This is a genomic window from Pseudomonas sp. BIC9C (assembly GCF_034541995.1).
Lineage (GTDB): Bacteria > Pseudomonadota > Gammaproteobacteria > Pseudomonadales > Pseudomonadaceae > Aquipseudomonas > Aquipseudomonas fluorescens_CC.
Window position 1 is genome coordinate 300,272 of the sequence record NZ_JAWDGM010000007.1, and the last position, 16,657, is coordinate 316,928.

Annotated in this window: 17 protein-coding genes; 5 read left to right on the forward strand and 12 right to left on the reverse strand. The window is 59.6% G+C overall.

All coding sequences use genetic code 11. The features are described from left to right. Positions 1–117: 117 nt before the first annotated feature. Together RS887_RS27285 and RS887_RS27290 are read left to right on the forward strand one after the other, a co-directional pair. Entirely contained in the window at positions 118–522 is a 405-nt protein-coding gene (locus RS887_RS27285; protein WP_322617810.1) for a hypothetical protein, read from the forward strand. 282 nt (positions 523–804) lie between these two features. Continuing rightward, positions 805–1,449, forward strand: coding sequence for a dual specificity protein phosphatase family protein (locus tag RS887_RS27290; protein WP_322617811.1), 645 nt, complete (start codon positions 805–807; stop codon positions 1,447–1,449). A 41-nt stretch (positions 1,450–1,490) separates the two neighbouring features. Here the strand turns inward: RS887_RS27290 and RS887_RS27295 are convergent, their stop codons facing one another. Continuing rightward, the gene (locus RS887_RS27295) at positions 1,491–1,778 is read right to left on the reverse strand and encodes a YheV family putative zinc ribbon protein (protein WP_008018424.1); all 288 of its coding nucleotides are present in this window, start codon (positions 1,776–1,778) and stop codon (positions 1,491–1,493) included. Next, positions 1,775–3,826, reverse strand: coding sequence for an oligopeptidase A (prlC, locus tag RS887_RS27300; protein WP_322617812.1), 2,052 nt, complete (start codon positions 3,824–3,826; stop codon positions 1,775–1,777). Before prlC ends, RS887_RS27295 begins: the two co-directional genes overlap by 4 nt. An 88-nt stretch (positions 3,827–3,914) precedes the next feature. On the opposite strand from prlC, the gene RS887_RS27305 reads away from it, so the two are divergent. Continuing rightward, complete coding sequence (locus RS887_RS27305; protein ID WP_322617813.1) at positions 3,915–4,460, forward strand: gamma carbonic anhydrase family protein; 546 nt, start codon at positions 3,915–3,917, stop codon at positions 4,458–4,460. 26 nt (positions 4,461–4,486) lie between these two features. Then, positions 4,487–5,137, forward strand: coding sequence for an HAD family hydrolase (locus RS887_RS27310; RefSeq protein WP_322617814.1), 651 nt, complete (start codon positions 4,487–4,489; stop codon positions 5,135–5,137). Positions 5,138–5,263: 126 nt separating this feature from the next. On the opposite strand, the gene RS887_RS27315 is transcribed toward RS887_RS27310, so the two are convergent. The 9 genes from RS887_RS27315 to RS887_RS27355 form a co-directional block, all read right to left on the reverse strand. Continuing rightward, positions 5,264–5,887 (reverse strand): ABC-type transport auxiliary lipoprotein family protein, encoded by a 624-nt coding sequence (locus tag RS887_RS27315; protein ID WP_322617815.1) that lies wholly within the window; start codon positions 5,885–5,887, stop codon positions 5,264–5,266. Continuing rightward, positions 5,884–6,822, reverse strand: a complete 939-nt coding sequence (locus tag RS887_RS27320) for an MlaD family protein (protein ID WP_322617816.1) — start codon at positions 6,820–6,822, stop codon at positions 5,884–5,886. The genes RS887_RS27315 and RS887_RS27320 overlap by 4 nt, the downstream gene beginning before the upstream one ends. Before the next feature lies 1 nt (position 6,823). Then, a complete protein-coding gene (locus RS887_RS27325) occupies positions 6,824–7,627 on the reverse strand; it encodes an ABC transporter ATP-binding protein (protein WP_322617817.1) in 804 nt (267 codons plus the stop codon). Continuing rightward, positions 7,624–8,772: an ABC transporter permease gene (locus RS887_RS27330; RefSeq protein ID WP_322617818.1), complete on the reverse strand. Its 1,149-nt coding sequence runs from the start codon at positions 8,770–8,772 to the stop codon at positions 7,624–7,626. Before RS887_RS27330 ends, RS887_RS27325 begins: the two co-directional genes overlap by 4 nt. Positions 8,773–8,826: 54 nt before the next feature. Beyond that, complete coding sequence (locus RS887_RS27335) at positions 8,827–9,855, reverse strand: DUF5924 family protein (protein WP_322617819.1); 1,029 nt, start codon at positions 9,853–9,855, stop codon at positions 8,827–8,829. 172 nt (positions 9,856–10,027) lie between these two features. Beyond that, positions 10,028–11,404 (reverse strand): M16 family metallopeptidase, encoded by a 1,377-nt coding sequence (locus RS887_RS27340; protein ID WP_322617820.1) that lies wholly within the window; start codon positions 11,402–11,404, stop codon positions 10,028–10,030. A 56-nt stretch (positions 11,405–11,460) separates the two neighbouring features. Next, on the reverse strand, positions 11,461–13,119 hold the full coding sequence (locus tag RS887_RS27345; protein ID WP_322617821.1) for a Na/Pi cotransporter family protein: 1,659 nt from the start codon (positions 13,117–13,119) through the stop codon (positions 11,461–11,463). A gap of 293 nt (positions 13,120–13,412) precedes the next feature. Then, entirely contained in the window at positions 13,413–14,180 is a 768-nt protein-coding gene (locus RS887_RS27350; RefSeq protein WP_322617822.1) for a TerC family protein, read from the reverse strand. Between the two features lie 85 nt (positions 14,181–14,265). Beyond that, positions 14,266–15,573, reverse strand: coding sequence for a CitMHS family transporter (locus RS887_RS27355; RefSeq protein WP_008018411.1), 1,308 nt, complete (start codon positions 15,571–15,573; stop codon positions 14,266–14,268). Between the two features lie 320 nt (positions 15,574–15,893). Here RS887_RS27355 and RS887_RS27360 point away from each other — a divergent pair, with 320 nt between their 5' ends. Continuing rightward, complete coding sequence (locus RS887_RS27360; protein WP_322617823.1) at positions 15,894–16,295, forward strand: GFA family protein; 402 nt, start codon at positions 15,894–15,896, stop codon at positions 16,293–16,295. Here RS887_RS27360 and RS887_RS27365 read toward each other — a convergent pair whose 3' ends face one another. Next, entirely contained in the window at positions 16,296–16,622 is a 327-nt protein-coding gene (locus RS887_RS27365; protein WP_322617824.1) for a DOPA 4,5-dioxygenase family protein, read from the reverse strand. Between the last annotated feature and the right edge of the window lie 35 nt (positions 16,623–16,657).

The following is a 16,657-nucleotide window of genomic DNA, read 5'->3' on the forward strand; positions in this document are numbered from 1 at the left end:
CGACCAGTACCGCTCAGCCCTTCATCTGATTTCAGGGCCTCATGAATTTACTTGTTCAACAAATGAAAATAAAACTAAGGAAGCATATAGTCAGATAAATAAATAAAATATTTATTTATGTCGCTTTTTAATCAGCACGGTATCTTCCTGCAACTTATGCAACCGGGTCCTTCGGAGCCAAACACACTGATTTCACTGCAACTGGCTCGAAAGGAATTCAGTTGGGACGCGGAAAATGAAGCTCAAATTGAAAGTTTGGTAGGCTCGGAGTTTTACACTGCTGTTTCCACAGACGGTGACCAAGGCCTATGCCAGTATCGTCAATCCATGAGTTCTGACTTTCTGATTGCTGAATACATGCGGGCTACCGCATGCATTGGAGATTCGTTGGAAGAAATACAAATAACTATCAAGCCAATTAAATCAGAAAAGTATCCAAACATAACAATTGAGCCGCGCACCAATATGCTTTCTGGAGCCCTCTCCGTGACATTTAATATAAAGGACAAGGCAACACTTTAAAGCCTGAATCTTCCGCCCGCCTTTTATCAACAACAAATAATTGCTCCTCCGGGCATAGCGTATCCTTGTCATCTTCCCGCTGAACTACCCGAGTTTCGAGTAGTTGTTGGGGGTGTTTGACCATGGAGCTGCACTGAACGAGCCGTTCAAAGCGTTTATCACACTGAATGTAATCCTGACCGCGGCTTCACGATTCTTTGACGGTCCGCTCACAGGCCTTTGACCGTACATGCCTGATCCTTGCCACTATCTTTCCGTCCCTTTCTGAACGGTCACTCAAGCATGCCTTTACCACGATTTTTATCTGCGATATGCCTGTCGCTGGTTGCACTCGTTAACCTGGCACCGGCACTTGCTGACGACAGCTTGATGCAGCGCCCTGCAGAATGGGCTCAACCGGTCGAGAAGCAATACAACCTCTTCCAGATGTCGCCGACGCTTTACCGCAGCGCCTTGCCGGACAAGGATGCGATGCCACTTCTGGAGAAACTCAAAGTCGGTACGGTGATCAACTTCCTGCCTGAAGCGGACGCCAGTTGGTTATCCACGCCAGGCATCACGCAAGTACAGCTGCCTTATCGCACCAACCATGTGGATGACGCCGACGTGCTTAAAGCCTTGCGCGCCATCAAGTCTGCCGAAGCCAAGGGCCCGGTGCTGATGCATTGCAAACACGGCTCCGACCGTACTGGCCTGATGGCGGCCATGTACCGGGTTGTCATCCAGGGCTGGACCAAGGAAGAGGCCCTGAACGAAATGACCCAGGGCGGTTTTGGCGACAGCACCCACTTCAAGGACGGCATCCGCTACATGATGCAGGCCGATGTCGACAAACTGCGCACGGCGCTGGCCAACGGCGATTGCAGCACCAGCCCGTTCGCCGCGTGCTCAATGAAGAGCTGGTTCAAGTCCGCTCATATCGAATAAAAAAGCCCCCGTTGCATGGCGCAACGGGGGCTTTTTTTCACTCAGTGCTGTTCGTCGGGCTTTTTCTTCAGCTTCGGATTCGGGAAGAACTGAACCGCCTGAACCTTGGTGTCGGCTGGTTTGAGTGCGCTGGTGTTAACCCGCGTACCTAACTCCTTGGGCACCGACAGCCCTTGCTCATTGAGTGTGTCGGAGTATCCGCAGGCCACGCACTCACGGTGCGGGACCTGGTCTTCATTCCACATCATCAATTTGTCCGGCTCGCTGCATGCCGGGCAGACCGCCCCGGCGATAAAGCGTTTTTTCGTAATCACAGGTCCCTCGCTCATGCTGCTGCGTCCTCACTCAGGCCGCTGTGGCGCAAGAGTGCGTCAATCGATGGCTCACGGCCACGGAAGTCGACGAACAGCACCATCGGCTCCTGGGAACCACCGCGTGCCAGGATCGCTTCACGGAAGGCGCGACCAGTGTCGGCGTTGAGCACGCCTTCTTCTTCAAATTTCGAGAAGGCATCGGCCGACAGCACTTCCGCCCATTTGTAGCTGTAGTAACCCGCGGCATAACCGCCGGCGAAGATGTGCGCAAAGCTGTTGGGGAAGCGGTTGTAGGCCGGCGGACGCATCACCGAGACCTCGTCGCGCACACCTTCGAGTACTTGCAGCACGCCACGGCCATCGCCGTGAGTGGCGTGCAGTTCGAAGTCGAACAGCGAGAACTCCAGTTGGCGGACCATCATCAGGCCGGACTGGAAGTTTTTCGCCGCGAGCATTTTCCCGAGCAGGTCCTGAGGCAGCGGTTCGCCCGTTTCGTAATGACCGGAAATCAGCGCCAGGCCTTCCGGCTCCCAGCACCAGTTTTCCATGAACTGACTTGGCAGTTCGACGGCATCCCAGGCCACGCCGTTGATGCCGGACACACCGGCATGCTCGACGCGGGTCAGCAGGTGATGCAGGCCGTGACCGAATTCATGGAACAGGGTAGTGACTTCATCGTGGGTCAGCAGCGCCGGTTTACCGCTGTCTGCGGGGGTGAAGTTGCACACCAGGTTCGCCACCGGACTTTGCAATACGCCGCCAGCCGTGCGGCGACGGTCGCGGGCGCCATCCATCCAGGCCCCGCCACGCTTGTTCGCGCGAGCGTAGAGGTCGAAGAAGAAGCGGCCGACGTGCTGGCCGTTTTCCTTGATTTCAAACAGACGGACATCCGGGTGCCAGGTGTCGAAGCCTTTGAGCTCGGCAATCTCGATGCCGTACAGGCGCTGCACGATGGCGAACAGGCCGCTGAGCACCTTGTCGATCGGGAAGTAGGCGCGCAGGGCTTCCTGGGCCACGCTGTAGCGCTGCTCACGGAGTTTTTCGCCGTAGAAACCGCTGTCCCAGCTCTGCAGGTCCGGGCAACCTTGCTCGGCAGCGTAGGCCTTGAGCTGTTCCAGATCCTGGGCGGCGAACGGTTTGCTGCGCTTGGCCAGGTCACGCAGGAAGCTCAGCACCTGATCGCTGGATTCGGCCATTTTGGTCGCCAGGCTCAGCTCGGAGAAACTGCTGAAACCCAACAGCTTGGCCAGCTCCTGACGCAGGTCGAGGATTTCTTCCATGACCGGACCGTTGTCGTTCTGGCCGGCATTCGGCCCCTGGTCCGACGCACGGGTGCAGTAGGCCGCGTAGACTTCTTCACGCAGTGCACGGTCCTGGGCATAGGTCATCACCGCGTAATAGCTCGGGAATTCCAGGGTGATCAGCCAGCCGTCCAGGCCTTTGGCCTCGGCGGCGGCGGCCATTTGCGCCCTGGCCGAATCGGTCAGGCCGGCGAGGGCGGCTTCATCGGTGATGTGCTTGGTCCACGCCTGAGTGGCATCGAGCAGCTGGTTGGAGAAACGGCTGCCCAGTTCGGACAGCTTGCTCTGCACTTCGGCGTAACGCTTCTGCTCGGCTTCCGGCAGGTCGATACCCGACAGACGGAAGTCACGCAGGGAGTGTTCCAGGATAGTTTTCTGCGCCACGTCGAAACCGTCGGCCTCAGGGCTGCTGGCCAAGGCTTCGAAGGCCTGGAACAGTTCGCGGTTCTGGCCCAGCTCGGTGGAGTAGGCGCTCAAGGCCGGCAGGCACGACTCGTAGGCTTCACGCAGTTCGGCGCTGTTGCACACGGCATTGAGGTGGCTGACCGGGCTCCAGGCGGCGCCCAGGCGGTCGTTGAGCTCGTCCATTGCCAGCACCAGGCCGGCCCACGTTGGCTTGGTGGCCTGGGACTTGAGGATCTCGACGATGGCGGCACGGTTGTCAGCCAGGATCTGTTCAATGGCCGGTTGTACGTGTTCGGCGCGGATGGCGGAGAACGGTGGCAGGTCGTAGGACTGCAAAAGAGGGTTGTTCACGCTCACGGTTGATACCTTGGCTGGAGAAACATGTAGCCATCTTAATTACAATCGACACTCACCGCAGCTATCAGCGACAGAGAGAATCCCTATCGTGAACCTTCGCAAGTATCAGGACCACACGCCCCGGCTCGGCAAAGGCGCTTTTGTCGACAGTTCGGCGGTGGTGATCGGCGACGTTGAAATCGGCGACGACAGCTCGGTTTGGCCGCTGACGGTAATCCGTGGCGACATGCACCGTATCCGCATCGGCGCGCGCACCAGCGTGCAGGATGGTTGTGTGTTGCACATCACCCACGCCGGGCCGTTCAACCCGGATGGCTTTCCGTTGCTGATCGGCGATGACGTGACCATCGCCCACAAAGTCATGCTGCATGGCTGTTCGGTGGGCAGCCGGGTGTTGATCGGCATGGGCAGCATCGTCATGGACGGTGCGGTGGTCGACGATGAGGTGATCATCGGCGCCGGCAGCCTGGTGCCACCGGGCAAGCACCTGCAAAGCGGCTTTCTGTATGTAGGCAGTCCGGTGAAACAGATCCGTCCGCTGAGCGAGAAGGAACGCGTCTTTTTCACCTACAGCGCGGCGAACTACGTGAAGCTCAAGGACCTGCATCTGGCCGAAGGCTACGCCCAGCTTTGACCCGGCCCTCTTATTCAGGATTCAACATGCATTACCAAACCGTTTTATTCGACCTCGATGGCACCCTGACCGACCCGCGCGAGGGCATCACCCGTTCGATCCAGTTCGCCTTGGGCAAACTAGGTATCGATGAACCGGACCTGGCCAAACTCGAACATTTCATCGGCCCGCCGCTGTTACAAGCGTTCATGCAGTTCTACGACTTCGACGAAGCCAAGGCATGGGCGGCAGTGAATTTCTACCGCGAGCGATTCAAGGTCACCGGTCTCTATGAAAACCGGGTGTTCGACGGCGTCACGCCGCTGCTGGAAACCCTGAGCGGGCAAGGCCGACAGCTGTACATCGCGACCTCGAAACCGTGGGTGTTCGCCCGGGAAATCGCCAGGCATTTCAATTTTGCCAAGCACTTCAAGGTGATTTACGGCAGCGAACTGGATGGCACCCGGACCAACAAGGTCGAGCTGATCGCTCACCTGATGGCCGAAGAAAACCTGGACCCGGCCAACACCTTGATGATCGGCGACCGCAAACACGACCTGATCGGCGCGCGCAGCAACGGCCTGGATGCGGCGGCGGTGGGTTACGGGTTCGGCAGCCACGAAGAACTGAGCGCTGAAGCACCGGCGTATCACTTTGAAACGCTGGAAGAGATGCATCAGGCGTTTTTACAGCGATAGTTGAAACACACCGAACCAATGTGGGAGCGGGCTTGCTCGCGAAGGCGGCGCATCAGGCAACATTGATGTCGACTGACACTCCCTCTTCGCGAGCAAGCCCGCTCCCACAGGGGACGGAGTACTTCCTCAGGGTTTTGGCGGCGGCGCCAGTCTCTGCCCTTGCTCGACTGTCCAGTTCACCACCTGCGCGGTCAACTGATCGTTCGCCTGACCAAACCCCGCCACCACGACCGGAACCTGCACATCGCTCAAAGGCTGGCGCACTTCAAAGCGACGGCTGGCGAGGATGCGCTGGTCGTAACTGCGCACCAGCAATGCATCCAGACGCACCACCACGCCGGCATTCGTACCCTGGTATTCAGTCTGGAACGCCTGCAGGCTGCCGCCCAATTCAAGATCGGTCTGGAAAATACTGTCGTCGGTGCTCAACAACGGCACCCGCCCGTCATGCTGGAAACCTTCCAGCAGGCGGTTGCGCACCAGCACCGGCACCGGGTCGCTCCAGCGCGAGCCCTTGTAGTGGCTGATCACATCGCCCTGAGGAATCACTGCAATGTTCGGACTGTTCAACGCTTCGCTGGACTGGAGTTTGGTCAGGCGCAACGACCAGCGTTGCGGCGTGCCATGGCTGGCCGATGCATTCTGGACCGAAGGCAATCGATAGACCTCGAAAGGCTCGGGCTTGGGCAGGATCGAGCACGAACCGATCAGCGTGAAGCCAGCGAGGAGAGCGAACCGAATCAGCTTCATGGCGTAAATTCCTTGGTCTTTTCACCGCCCAGCAGGTAACCGCTGGGGTTGGCCTCCAGACGTTTGGTAATAACGCGCAACGAGGACAGGGTTTCGCGCATCTCGCGCACGGCCGGGCCCAGGCCATTGAGGCCTTGCATGCCGCTGTTGAGCGAATCCTGATTGGCGCTGATCAGTTTGTTGAGGGTGGCGCTGCTCTCCTGCAAGGACTTCATCGCCTGCTCGGCACTGCCGAGCGTCTCCTTGCCATGATCATTGAGCAGCCCGTTGGCATTGCGCATCAGCGTCGTGGTCTGCTCCAGCATGTTGTTGGCCTGCTTGCCGACCGAGGCCAGTTGCTGCATGGCCTGGCGGATATCGCCGCGCTGCTCGGCAATGGTCCCGGTGGTTTGCTCCAGGTGCTCGAGAGTATTGCTGATGCGCTCGATGTTTTCCGTGGAAAACATCAGGTTGACGTTTTGCATCAGCGTGTTCACACCGGACATCAAGTCGTTGCTGTCATTGAGCAGCCGGGCGATGGGCGAGGGCGAGGCGACGATGGTCGGCAGGTTGCCATCCTTGCCCCTGAGCGTCGGGCTCTGTGGCGTGCCGCCGCTGAGTTGGATAATCGAGGTCCCGGTGACGCCGGTCAGGGCCAGTTTGGCATTGGTGTCTTCTTTGACCGGGGTATCACCGGCCAGGCGAATTCGCGCCAGCACCCGGCGTGGGTCTTTCGGGTCCAGGCGCAGCGAAATCACGTCGCCGACCTTGATCCCGCTGTACTGCACCGAACTGCCCTTGGACAAACCGCTGACCGCCTCGTTGAACACGACCTCGTAGTCCTTGAACTCGGTATCGACACTGGACTTGGCCAGCCACAGGCCAAACAGCAGCGCGGCTGTCACCACAATCACGGTGAACAGGCCGATCAATACATGATGGGCTCGGGTTTCCATGTCAGACCTCGTTGAGCTGTTGGGCGGCTGTCAATGCCGCGCGGCCGCGAGGGCCATGGAAGTATTCGTGAATCCACGCATCGTCGGTTTCCGACACCTTGTCGATGGCGTCCGCCACCAGCACCTTTTTCTGCGCCAGCACCGCCACCCGGTCGGTGATGGTGTAGAGCGTGTCGAGGTCGTGGGTCACCAGAAAGACACTCAGGCCCAGGGCATCGCGCAGGGTCAGGATCAATTGGTCGAACGCGGCGGCGCCAATCGGATCGAGACCGGCGGTGGGCTCGTCGAGAAACAGGATGTCCGGGTCCAGCGCCAATGCACGGGCCAGCGCGGCACGCTTGATCATGCCGCCGGACAGCGAAGAGGGGTACTTCTCTGCCGCCGACAGCGGCAACCCGGCCAGGGCCATTTTCACCGCCGCCAGGTGCTCGGCGTCGTTGCGGCTCAAGCCGGCGTGTTCGATCAGCGGCAGGGCGACGTTCTCGGTCACCGTCAGCGAAGAGAACAGCGCGCCCTTCTGGAACAACACACCAAAGCGTCGCTCCACCCGCGAGCGCTCGTGCTCGGACAAGGTTGGCAGGTTCTTGCCGAAGACTTTCACCACGCCTTCGCTGGGCTGGCGTAACCCGATAATACTGCGCAGCAACACCGATTTGCCGCTGCCGGAGCCGCCGACCACGGCGAGGATTTCGCCCTTGTACAAATCCAGGTCGAGGTTCTCGTGCACGCTCTGGCGACCAAAGCGGTTGCACAAGCCACGGACCTCTATCACCGCCTCGGAGGGCGCTCGGGGGATACGACTCACCAGCCCATCTCCATGAAAAACATCGCGGCGATCGCATCCATCACGATCACCACGAAAATCGACTGCACCACGCTCGACGTGGTGTGTGCGCCCACAGACTCAGCACTGCCACTGACCTTGAAGCCTTCGAGGCAACCAATCGCGGCAATCAGGAAGGCGAAGACCGGCGCTTTGACGATCCCCACCAGAAAGTGCTGAACGCCGATGTCCGATTGCAGCAGCGACAGGAACATCGCCGGCGAGATATCCAGCTTCACCGCGCAGACCACCGCACCACCGACAATCCCCGAGAGCATCGCCAGAAAGGTCAGCATCGGCAGGGCGATCAGCAACGCCAGGACCCGCGGCACTACCAGCAACTCCACAGGGTCGAGGCCCAGCGTGCGGATAGCGTCGATTTCTTCGTTGGCCTTCATCGAACCGATTTGCGCCGTGAACGCGCTGGCGGTGCGCCCGGCCATCAGGATCGCGGTCAGCAACACACCGAACTCGCGCAGGAAGGCAAATCCCACCAGGTCCACGGTGAAGACCGTGGCGCCGAAAGTGGCCAGCACCGTCGACCCGAGGAACGCCACCACGGCGCCCACCAGAAAAGTCAGCAACGCAACGATGGGGGCGGCGTCGAGACCGGTCTGTTCGATATGGGCGATCATCGGCGTGACGCGCCAGCACTTGGGCCGGAACAGGCCGCGGACAATGGTTTCGATGATCAGGCCAACGAAACCCAAAAGTTGCAGGGTGTCCTGCCAGACGGCGTCCACCGCACGGCCGATGCGGGTCAGCAACTGAACGGTAACGCTGATTTCCGGCTCTTTGATCGGTACGCAGAAATCGGTCAGCGAGCAGTAGACCGTTTGCAGCAACGCGCGATCGGCGGAGGAGAGCGTGCAATCAGGATGTTCGGCAGAGCGGCCAAGGCGCTCGGAGCCAAGCAGCTCTACCAGCAGCGAGGCGCCGGCGGTGTCGAGGGCGCCGAGACCATTGAGGTCGATGGGGGTGTTGGCGTCGTATTGGCCGTGGAGCTTTTCACACAACAGCTTGAGGTCAGCGTAATGGGCAAGCGTCCAGTCGCCCGTCACCCGCAACCGCGCAGGTGTGAGCGACGTGTCCAATCGGGCGTTGCCGGCCATCGTGCTGCTGATCATAAGCTCCGTGCTTGTTCAGTGATTTCGCAGCTCTACGTAATAGCACGAACCGTACTACTTTTCTTTGATCGCTGTGCTGTCCGTGACTTCAAAACGCAGCACGCCGATGACCTGGCCATCTTCGGTCAATACCCGAACCTGCCATTTGCCGGCCGGATTGCCCGGGAAGTTCTGCTTGTGGGTCCAGGCCCGGTAACCTTCCTTGCGCCCGCCGCGAATATCCAGAGGGATGCGGTCGACCTCTTTACCGTTGAACTGCCAGACGTGATAAATCCGCTCGTCCAGGCCACGCGGGGCGTTGATCGCGGTGTACGCGTAGAGCCCGCCGTTGCGGATCTGCTCGGCGCTGACTTCGTCGAGGCTGGCGCCAGGCGTGCGGTCCTGCATTTGTGTGCTGATGGCCACGTCGGTCATCCACAGCGTCGCCGGCGGCACCCACGAGCGCAGCTCCCAACCGACGGCGCCAATGCCCAGGGTGATGCTCAAAATCGCCAGCGCACTGCGCAAGGTTCGAATCGGGAAGATCGACGCCAGGCTCGGGAACGACAACAGCACCGAGATACCCAGTGCCCATTTGAAACTTTGCGCGGTGGTCAGGTGCATGATCACCGGCAACGCCGTGAGCAGCGCGGCGAACAGGGTCAGGGTGTGCAGGGCCAGAAACGCCCAGCGCCGTGGCGCCAGCCACTTGTAGTAGAGCGGGTCGATAATCGAAATCAGCGCCGCGACGCCCAGCAGCCCGGTGAAAATCAGCTGGCCGCTGTTCCATGTCGTGGTGATGAAGAAGAACGGCAGGACGAAAAACAGGCTTTCCTGATGGATCATCTGCGTCGCGTAGCGCAGCAACGGTTCCGGGATTTCGCGCTTGAAAATGCGCGTGAACAGCTTGGTCAGGCTGTTTTCCAGCATCAGCCAGATCCAGCTGATCAGCATGATGGTGGTGATCCAGCTCGCCAGGCCTTGTTGGCGATCGACCAGAATGAAACTGCACACTCCGGAGATGAAGCCACCGATCGCAATGACCCCAGGGTAGCGCTTCATCAATTCGAGAATGCGCTGTACGAAAAGGGTCAGGTTTTGCATTCGGCGGATTCACAGTCGTCGTAGGAAAAAACCTCGACAGGGTACCGCTGGCGCGGCCTTGTGGCGAGGGTAACCTGTGGGAGCGAGCCTGCTCGCGAAGCGGTGTAGCAGTCGACATCAATGCTGGATGGGCCAACCTCCTCGCGAGCAGGCTCGCGCCCACAAGGAATGTTTACTTTCCGCGATGAAAACGCCACGCCACCAGACTCACCACCAGCAACCCCGCCACTCCAACCACCAGCCACATCAACTGGTCATAACTGAATACAGGTTTTTCGATCCGCAAATACCCCGGTTGCAACAGCAGTTCACGCACGGCCTTGTTCGCCTCTTCCAGCGTCACCCCTTGCAGCTCCCGGGCCGGGTCAGTGAAGCGGCCGTCCTCGTAATCACCGATGGCGCTCCAGTAGTAGTCGGCCAATGCACTGTTGCCTTGTACGGCCCAGGCCTGGCGGGCAATCGCGGCCTGCTTCAGGCGGTTGAAGGTGTCAACGTTGAGGCCGTCCTTGAGCAGTCCGGCCTTCAAGTCATCGAGCACTTGTTCGGCCTCTGGCACATCGTCGCGCTCAAGGTCGGCATTGAGGCTCATGAAACCCACGCCGCCGAACACCTGGCGTTCCGCCCACGGGCCGTAGGACAGACCGTGAGCCAGGCGCAGCTGGCGATAAAGCGCCCAATCCAGATAGTCCTTGAGCAAATCGAAGGTTTGGTCGTGCCCGTCTTCCAGCACCGGCTCCGGCACCAGCCAGTGCAATTTGGCGCCGTTGCCGACCAAACCGTGGGTCAGGGTGCGCTCGTGGGCGGCACTGGCCTGGATTTGCGGCAGCGGCGGATGCTCGCCGGGGGTAATCGCTTCCAGTGCGCCATACGCCCGTTCCAGATAGGCCGGCAGTAATTTGTCGAGGTCGCCGACGACGATCAGGGTCATGTTGTTCGGCGCATACCAGTCCTTGCGCACCCGCTCCAGTTGCTCACGGGTCAGGTCATCGACTTGCGCACGCTCCGGGCATTTAAGGCCCAGTTCCACGGCCAGCTGGTTGCTGGCGGTGTGGCCCAGGTCCTGACGATCGAGCCAGCGCTGCAGGTGCGAGTAGTGGCCACCATCTTCGCGTTCGACCACTTGCTTGGCCGCGTTGATGGCGTTGTCGTCGAAACGGGTCTGGGTCAGCAACGCCAGTAGCAGGTCGAGCACTTTGCGCTGGTTTTTCGCCGGGGCTTCGATGACGAAGGTCGTATCGGCATTGCTGGTATACGCGTTCCACTCACCGCCCAGGGCCTGCATGCGTTCTTCCAGGCCACCTTCGCCGCTGGCGTCGATACCGCTGAACAGCAGGTGTTCCAGCAGATGCGGCAATTCCTTTTCTTCGCAGTTGAAATCGTCCAGGCCAACGCCGACCACCAACCGGATCGCCACATGCCCACGGTCGGTGCCGGGTTTGAGCAGCAACTGCAAACCATTGCGCAGCGTGTAGCCCTCGACCTGGAAGCGATCCAGGGCGAATGACGGAAGTGAACCAAGCAACAGGCAGGCGAACAACAGACAACGCATAACGAGCTTCCGTACGGCTAGCGTAAGTTCAACAGACTTCAGGCAACGGTGGACGTTCAGGGTGAATGAGTAATGTCAGTCAAATCGTCGACCATCAGTGCGCCGGTGTCGGATGTTTCCAGCACCACGTAGGCACTGCTGCAAAACAGCGAATTCAGACGTTTCATGTCGGCGATCAGCTCCAGGTGCAGCGAACTGGTTTCGATACTTTGCACGATTTTACGTTGCAAGCGGCTGACATGAGCATGGGCCAGGCGCCGTTCCTGTGCGCGGAAACGACGCTTTTCACGCACCAGCTGGCGGGCACTTTCCGGGTCACCACTGAGAAACACCGACATCCCTAGCCGCAAATTGGAAATCAACTGAGTCTGCAGCCCGGTCAATTCGTCCAGCCCGACTTCGGAAAACGACCGACGCTGCGAGGTTTTCTGCTGCTGGACCTTGCGCAGCATGCGTTCGATCAAGTCGCTGGCGAGTTTCAGGTTAATCGCCAGTTCGATGATTTCCGCCCAGCGTCGGCTGTCCTGATCGCTGAGATCTTCCCGGGGCATTTGCGCCAGATACAATTTGATCGCGCTGTACAGTGCTTCGACATCGTCGGTCAGGCGCCGCATTTCCTGGGTGACGGCGGTTTGCTTGCCGCGCAAAACGTCGAGCATGGCTTCAAGCATGCTGTCGATCAGGTCGCCCATGCGCAGGATTTCCCGGGCCGCGTTGGCCAGCGCCAAACCGGGGGTGACCAACGCCGTGGGGTCAAGGTGCCGTGGTTTGGCCATGCCGTTGGCCTGAGGGCGCTCTGGTAGCACCCAGGCACAAAACCTGGCCATCGGCCCGACACTGGGCAACAGGATCAGGCAACGCACGGTGTTGTAGAGCAGGTGAAAGCCAATGACCATTTCCTGAGGGCTGAAATCGAGACCATCCAGCCAGTGCACCAACGGATCGAGTACGGGAATGATCAATAAAAGACCAATCAGCTTGTACAGCAGGCTGCCCAACGCCACCTGGCGCCCGGCGGCGTTCTGCATGCTGGTGCTGAGGAAGGCGAGTACGCCGCTGCCGATATTGGCGCCGATCACCAGCCCGATGGCCACCGGCAGGCTGATCACATTGGCACCCGCCAGGGTCGCGGTCAGCAGCACAGCGGCCAGGCTGGAATAGGACATCATCGCGAACAGCGCGCCAACCAGGGCGTCAAGCAGGATGTCGCCGGTGAGCGAGGCGAAAATCACCTTCACCCCTTTGGCATGAGTAATCGGGTGCGCCGCTTCGACAATCAGTTGCAGCGCCAGAATGATCAAGCCCAAGCCAATGGCGACACGGCCCATCTGCCCGAGTCGGGTCTGCTTGCGCGACAGAAAGAAAATCACCCCGACAAAAATCAGCAGCGGCGACAGCCACGACAGATCGAACGTCAGCACCCGCGCCATCAGCGCCGTACCGACATCGGCACCAAGCATGGTAATGAGTGCCGGCGTAAGCGCCATCAGGCCCTGGCCGACAAAGGAAGTGACCAGCATGGCGGTGGCGTTGCTGCTCTGGACCATCGCCGTCACGACGATCCCGGAGACGAAAGCCAGCCAGCGGTTGGACATGTTACGGCCAATGACATGGCGCAGATTGGTACCGTAGACCCGCAGGATGCCGGTTCGGACGATGTGCGTGCCCCAGATCAGCAGGGCCACGGCAGAAAGCAAATTGAGCAGGGTGAGCATACCGGCCCCCTGTGGTGTAGCGCCCCAAAGGAGCAAGTTGACGGTGCCGCGCGACGTTCTACGTTCTGTACTTAAGCTGTAGTTGGCTAACGGCCTGCGCGCCAGCATCGCATAGCCAAAGAAGTGATTGAAACAAAACCGTCATGAAATCCGCTTCATGCAACCAGCCCAAAACAAAGTGGGAGCCAGCCTGCTCGCGATGAGGCCATCAGGTTCAACATCGATGTTGACTGACCGACCGCCATCGCGAGCAGGCTCGCTCCCACAGGTTTTGCGTAGTTAGCGCTTTCGGGTTACTGGCCCGGAATATCCTTGCGCAGTTTCACCGGAGCCTGCTGCGCCTTCTTGTTTGCAATGGCTGTGCGCATCCTGATGTTGATCGCTTCCACTGCCAGCGAGAACGCCATGGCGAAGTAGACGTAGCCTTTTGGCACGTGCACGTCGAAGGATTCGGCAATCAGCACCGTACCGACGATCAACAGGAACGACAGGGCCAGCATTTTCAGCGATGGGTGCTTGTCGATGAACTCACTGATGGTGCCGGATGCCCACATCATCACCAGCACCGCCACGATGATTGCAGCGACCATGACCGGAACATGGGAGACCATGCCGACCGCGGTGATCACCGAGTCCAGGGAGAACACGATGTCGATGATCGCGATCTGAATGATGGTGTAGAGGAAGTTGCCGCCCTTGCCCGAAGGCTCTTCGTTGGTTTCGTCTTCACCTTCCAGCGCGTGGTACATCTCTTGCGAGCTCTTCCACAGCAGGAACAGACCACCGAAGAACAGGATCAGGTCTCGCCCGGAAATACCCTGACCGAACACCACGAACAGGTCCGCCGTGAGTCGCATGACCCACGTGATCGACAGCAACAACAGGATTCGCGTGACCATGGCCAGCGCCAGACCGAAAATCCGGGTGCGCGCCTGCATGTGTTTGGGCATGCGGCTGACCAGGATCGAAATCATGATGATGTTATCGATACCCAGGACGATTTCCAGGGCGGTCAGGGTGAAGAAGGCAACCCAGATTTCAGGGTTGGTCAGCCATTCCATGTGTTTTCCTTTGAGCGATTGTTAAACCACTTCGGGCCCGGGCTTCAAACATTGAAGCCTGGACCCGAAGTGGTGAGTCTTGAGCTTATAGAGTGCTGAACACCGGGAAAGTCCCCAACAGCAGCGCAGCAATCAGTATGCAGATACAAACCAGCACTGCCCACTTGAGAGTGAAGCGCTGGTGGTCACCGAAATCGATGCCGGCCAGGGCCACCAACAGGTAGGTCGATGGAACCAGCGGGCTCAACAGGTGGACGGGCTGACCGACGATCGAGGCACGTGCCATTTCCACCGCGGTTATACCGTAATGGCTCGCGGCTTCGGCAAGTACCGGTAACACGCCGTAATAAAATGCATCGTTCGACATGAAGAAGGTGAACGGCATGCTCACCAGCGCAGTGATCACTGCCATATACGGGCCGAGGAAATCCGGAATCACCGCCAGCAGGCTTTTCGACATCGCATCGACCATCCCGGTGCCGGTCAGGATACCGGTGAAGATACCGGCCGCAAAGATCAGCCCGACCACGGCCAGCACGCTACCGGCGTGAGCCGCGACGCGATCCTTCTGCTGTTGCAGGCAAGGATAGTTGACGATCATGGCGATACTGAACGCCACCATGAACAGCACCGGCAACGGCAGCAGGCCGGCGATCAGGGTGCACATCAGGGCCAGGGTCAGGGCGCCGTTGAACCAGATCAGCTTCGGACGACGGGCATCCGGGAACTGCGAAACGCTGATTTCGCTGTGGTCGATTTCATCGCCCACCAGGTGCAGCTCACCCAGGCGTGCACGCTCACGCTTGCCGTAGAAGTAGGCAATGACCAGGATCGCCACCACACCGGCCAGCATCGCAGGAATCATCGGTACGAAGATCTCGGACGGGTCCACATGCAACGCACTGGCAGCGCGAGCGGTCGGGCCGCCCCATGGGGTCATGTTCATCACGCCACCGGCGAGGATGATCAGACCGGCCATGATCCGCGGGCTCATGCCGATACGGCTGTAGAGCGGCAGCATGGCGGCCACGCAGATCATATAAGTGGTCGCGCCGTCACCATCGAGGGAAACGACGAGCGCCAGAACGGCGGTGCCGACCGAAACTTTCAGCGGGTCGCCCTTGACCAGTTTGAGGATCTTGCGCACGGCCGGGTCGAACAGGCCGGAGTCGATCATCAGGGCGAAGTACAGGATTGCGAACATCAGCATCACGCCGGTTGGCGCAAGCTTGGTGATGCCTTCGAGCATCATAGGGCCGATTTTCGGCGAAAAACCGCCGAACAGGGCGAAGATGATCGGAATGATGATCAGGGCGATCAGCGCGGAAAGGCGCTTGGTCATGATCAGGAACATGAACGTGATGACCATGGCGAAGCCAAGGAAAGTCAGCATGGGAATACTCCAGGCGTAGCGCGACTAGGAAATGGGCGGATCGGGCGAGATCAGCGCAGTACGGGAAGCACGGGACGTACGGACGGAGTTACAGCGAAGCGGCGGGTAGAGGAGGACATCAGAATCACCATTGTTGTTGTTAAATGGGCCTGGCAAGCAATCGAACGCTTGCATTGGCCACCGGTCTTTTGCCGGTAGTGGCGGCGATCCTAATCGGGGAAGCTTTCAGCCAGCTTTCGCCAATGAAAGCAAGGACCGGATGTGCAACCGATCGTCGGATTGGGTTTCAAGCCCCTGAACACAGGGCGGGAGGTCGAGACATGGGCGAACTTCACACCGGCGGCTGCCACTGCGGGCAACTGCGCTATCAATTCAGCGGGCCACTGCGCGATATTGTCCACTGCCATTGCTCTATTTGCCGACGGGTCAGCGGCGGCATCGTGACCACCTGGATCACCGTACCGACATCCGCCTTTCAATGGCTGGCCGGGACGCCATCGCGGTACGACTCTTCATCCACCTGCGCACGATATTTCTGCGGCCACTGTGGGGCGCAACTGGCAGTGGTGACGCACCTGAGCCCGGACAGCATCGACCTGACTATCGCCACCCTCGATCATCCCGAGCAAGCACCGGCCGAGCGGCACATCTGGACCGACAGCCGCCTGCCGTGGCTGCATCTGGACGAACACTTGCCCAGTGAGGCTGAAGAAACACTCTGATCAAAAAACAGACAGGTCCAGCGGCCGGATCGCGCCCATCCAGATCGCATGCTCGGTGTGGTCAAGCAAATCGTCGCCGGTGTCCGGGTGCAGGAACACCACCAGCCCCTTGCGGTTGAGCGCCAGCCACGGCAGCACGTCGCCCAGCACCGGCGGCTCGAACGCCAACTGGCAGCTCCAGTCCGGGTGCGGACCGACCGGACGCTCGTGCACGCGGCCCATTTTCAGTGGAAACAATTGCGCGGCCTGTTCACACAAGGCCCGCGCCTGCCCGATTGAGTCGGCATCGAAGTAAACATGGGCGTGATAGCCAGTGATCTGCTGCATCTGAATCCCTCTGTAAGCTGTTCGAACCCTAGCCG

Excerpts from the sequence above, each read along its gene's own strand:
- RS887_RS27285 (WP_322617810.1), top strand. The coding sequence starts at position 118 with ATGTCGCTTTTTAATCAGCACGGTATCTTCCTGCAACTTATGCAACCG.
- RS887_RS27290 (WP_322617811.1), top strand. The coding sequence starts at position 805 with ATGCCTTTACCACGATTTTTATCTGCGATATGCCTGTCGCTGGTTGCA.
- RS887_RS27295 (WP_008018424.1), bottom strand. The coding sequence starts at position 1,778 with ATGAGCGAGGGACCTGTGATTACGAAAAAACGCTTTATCGCCGGGGCG.
- RS887_RS27310 (WP_322617814.1), top strand. The coding sequence starts at position 4,487 with ATGCATTACCAAACCGTTTTATTCGACCTCGATGGCACCCTGACCGAC.
- RS887_RS27315 (WP_322617815.1), bottom strand. The coding sequence starts at position 5,887 with ATGAAGCTGATTCGGTTCGCTCTCCTCGCTGGCTTCACGCTGATCGGT.
- RS887_RS27320 (WP_322617816.1), bottom strand. The coding sequence starts at position 6,822 with ATGGAAACCCGAGCCCATCATGTATTGATCGGCCTGTTCACCGTGATT.
- RS887_RS27330 (WP_322617818.1), bottom strand. The coding sequence starts at position 8,772 with ATGATCAGCAGCACGATGGCCGGCAACGCCCGATTGGACACGTCGCTC.
- RS887_RS27335 (WP_322617819.1), bottom strand. The coding sequence starts at position 9,855 with ATGCAAAACCTGACCCTTTTCGTACAGCGCATTCTCGAATTGATGAAG.
- RS887_RS27340 (WP_322617820.1), bottom strand. The coding sequence starts at position 11,404 with ATGCGTTGTCTGTTGTTCGCCTGCCTGTTGCTTGGTTCACTTCCGTCA.
- RS887_RS27345 (WP_322617821.1), bottom strand. The coding sequence starts at position 13,119 with ATGCTCACCCTGCTCAATTTGCTTTCTGCCGTGGCCCTGCTGATCTGG.
- RS887_RS27350 (WP_322617822.1), bottom strand. The coding sequence starts at position 14,180 with ATGGAATGGCTGACCAACCCTGAAATCTGGGTTGCCTTCTTCACCCTG.
- RS887_RS27355 (WP_008018411.1), bottom strand. The coding sequence starts at position 15,573 with ATGCTGACTTTCCTTGGCTTCGCCATGGTCATCACGTTCATGTTCCTG.
- RS887_RS27360 (WP_322617823.1), top strand. The coding sequence starts at position 15,894 with ATGGGCGAACTTCACACCGGCGGCTGCCACTGCGGGCAACTGCGCTAT.
- RS887_RS27365 (WP_322617824.1), bottom strand. The coding sequence starts at position 16,622 with ATGCAGCAGATCACTGGCTATCACGCCCATGTTTACTTCGATGCCGAC.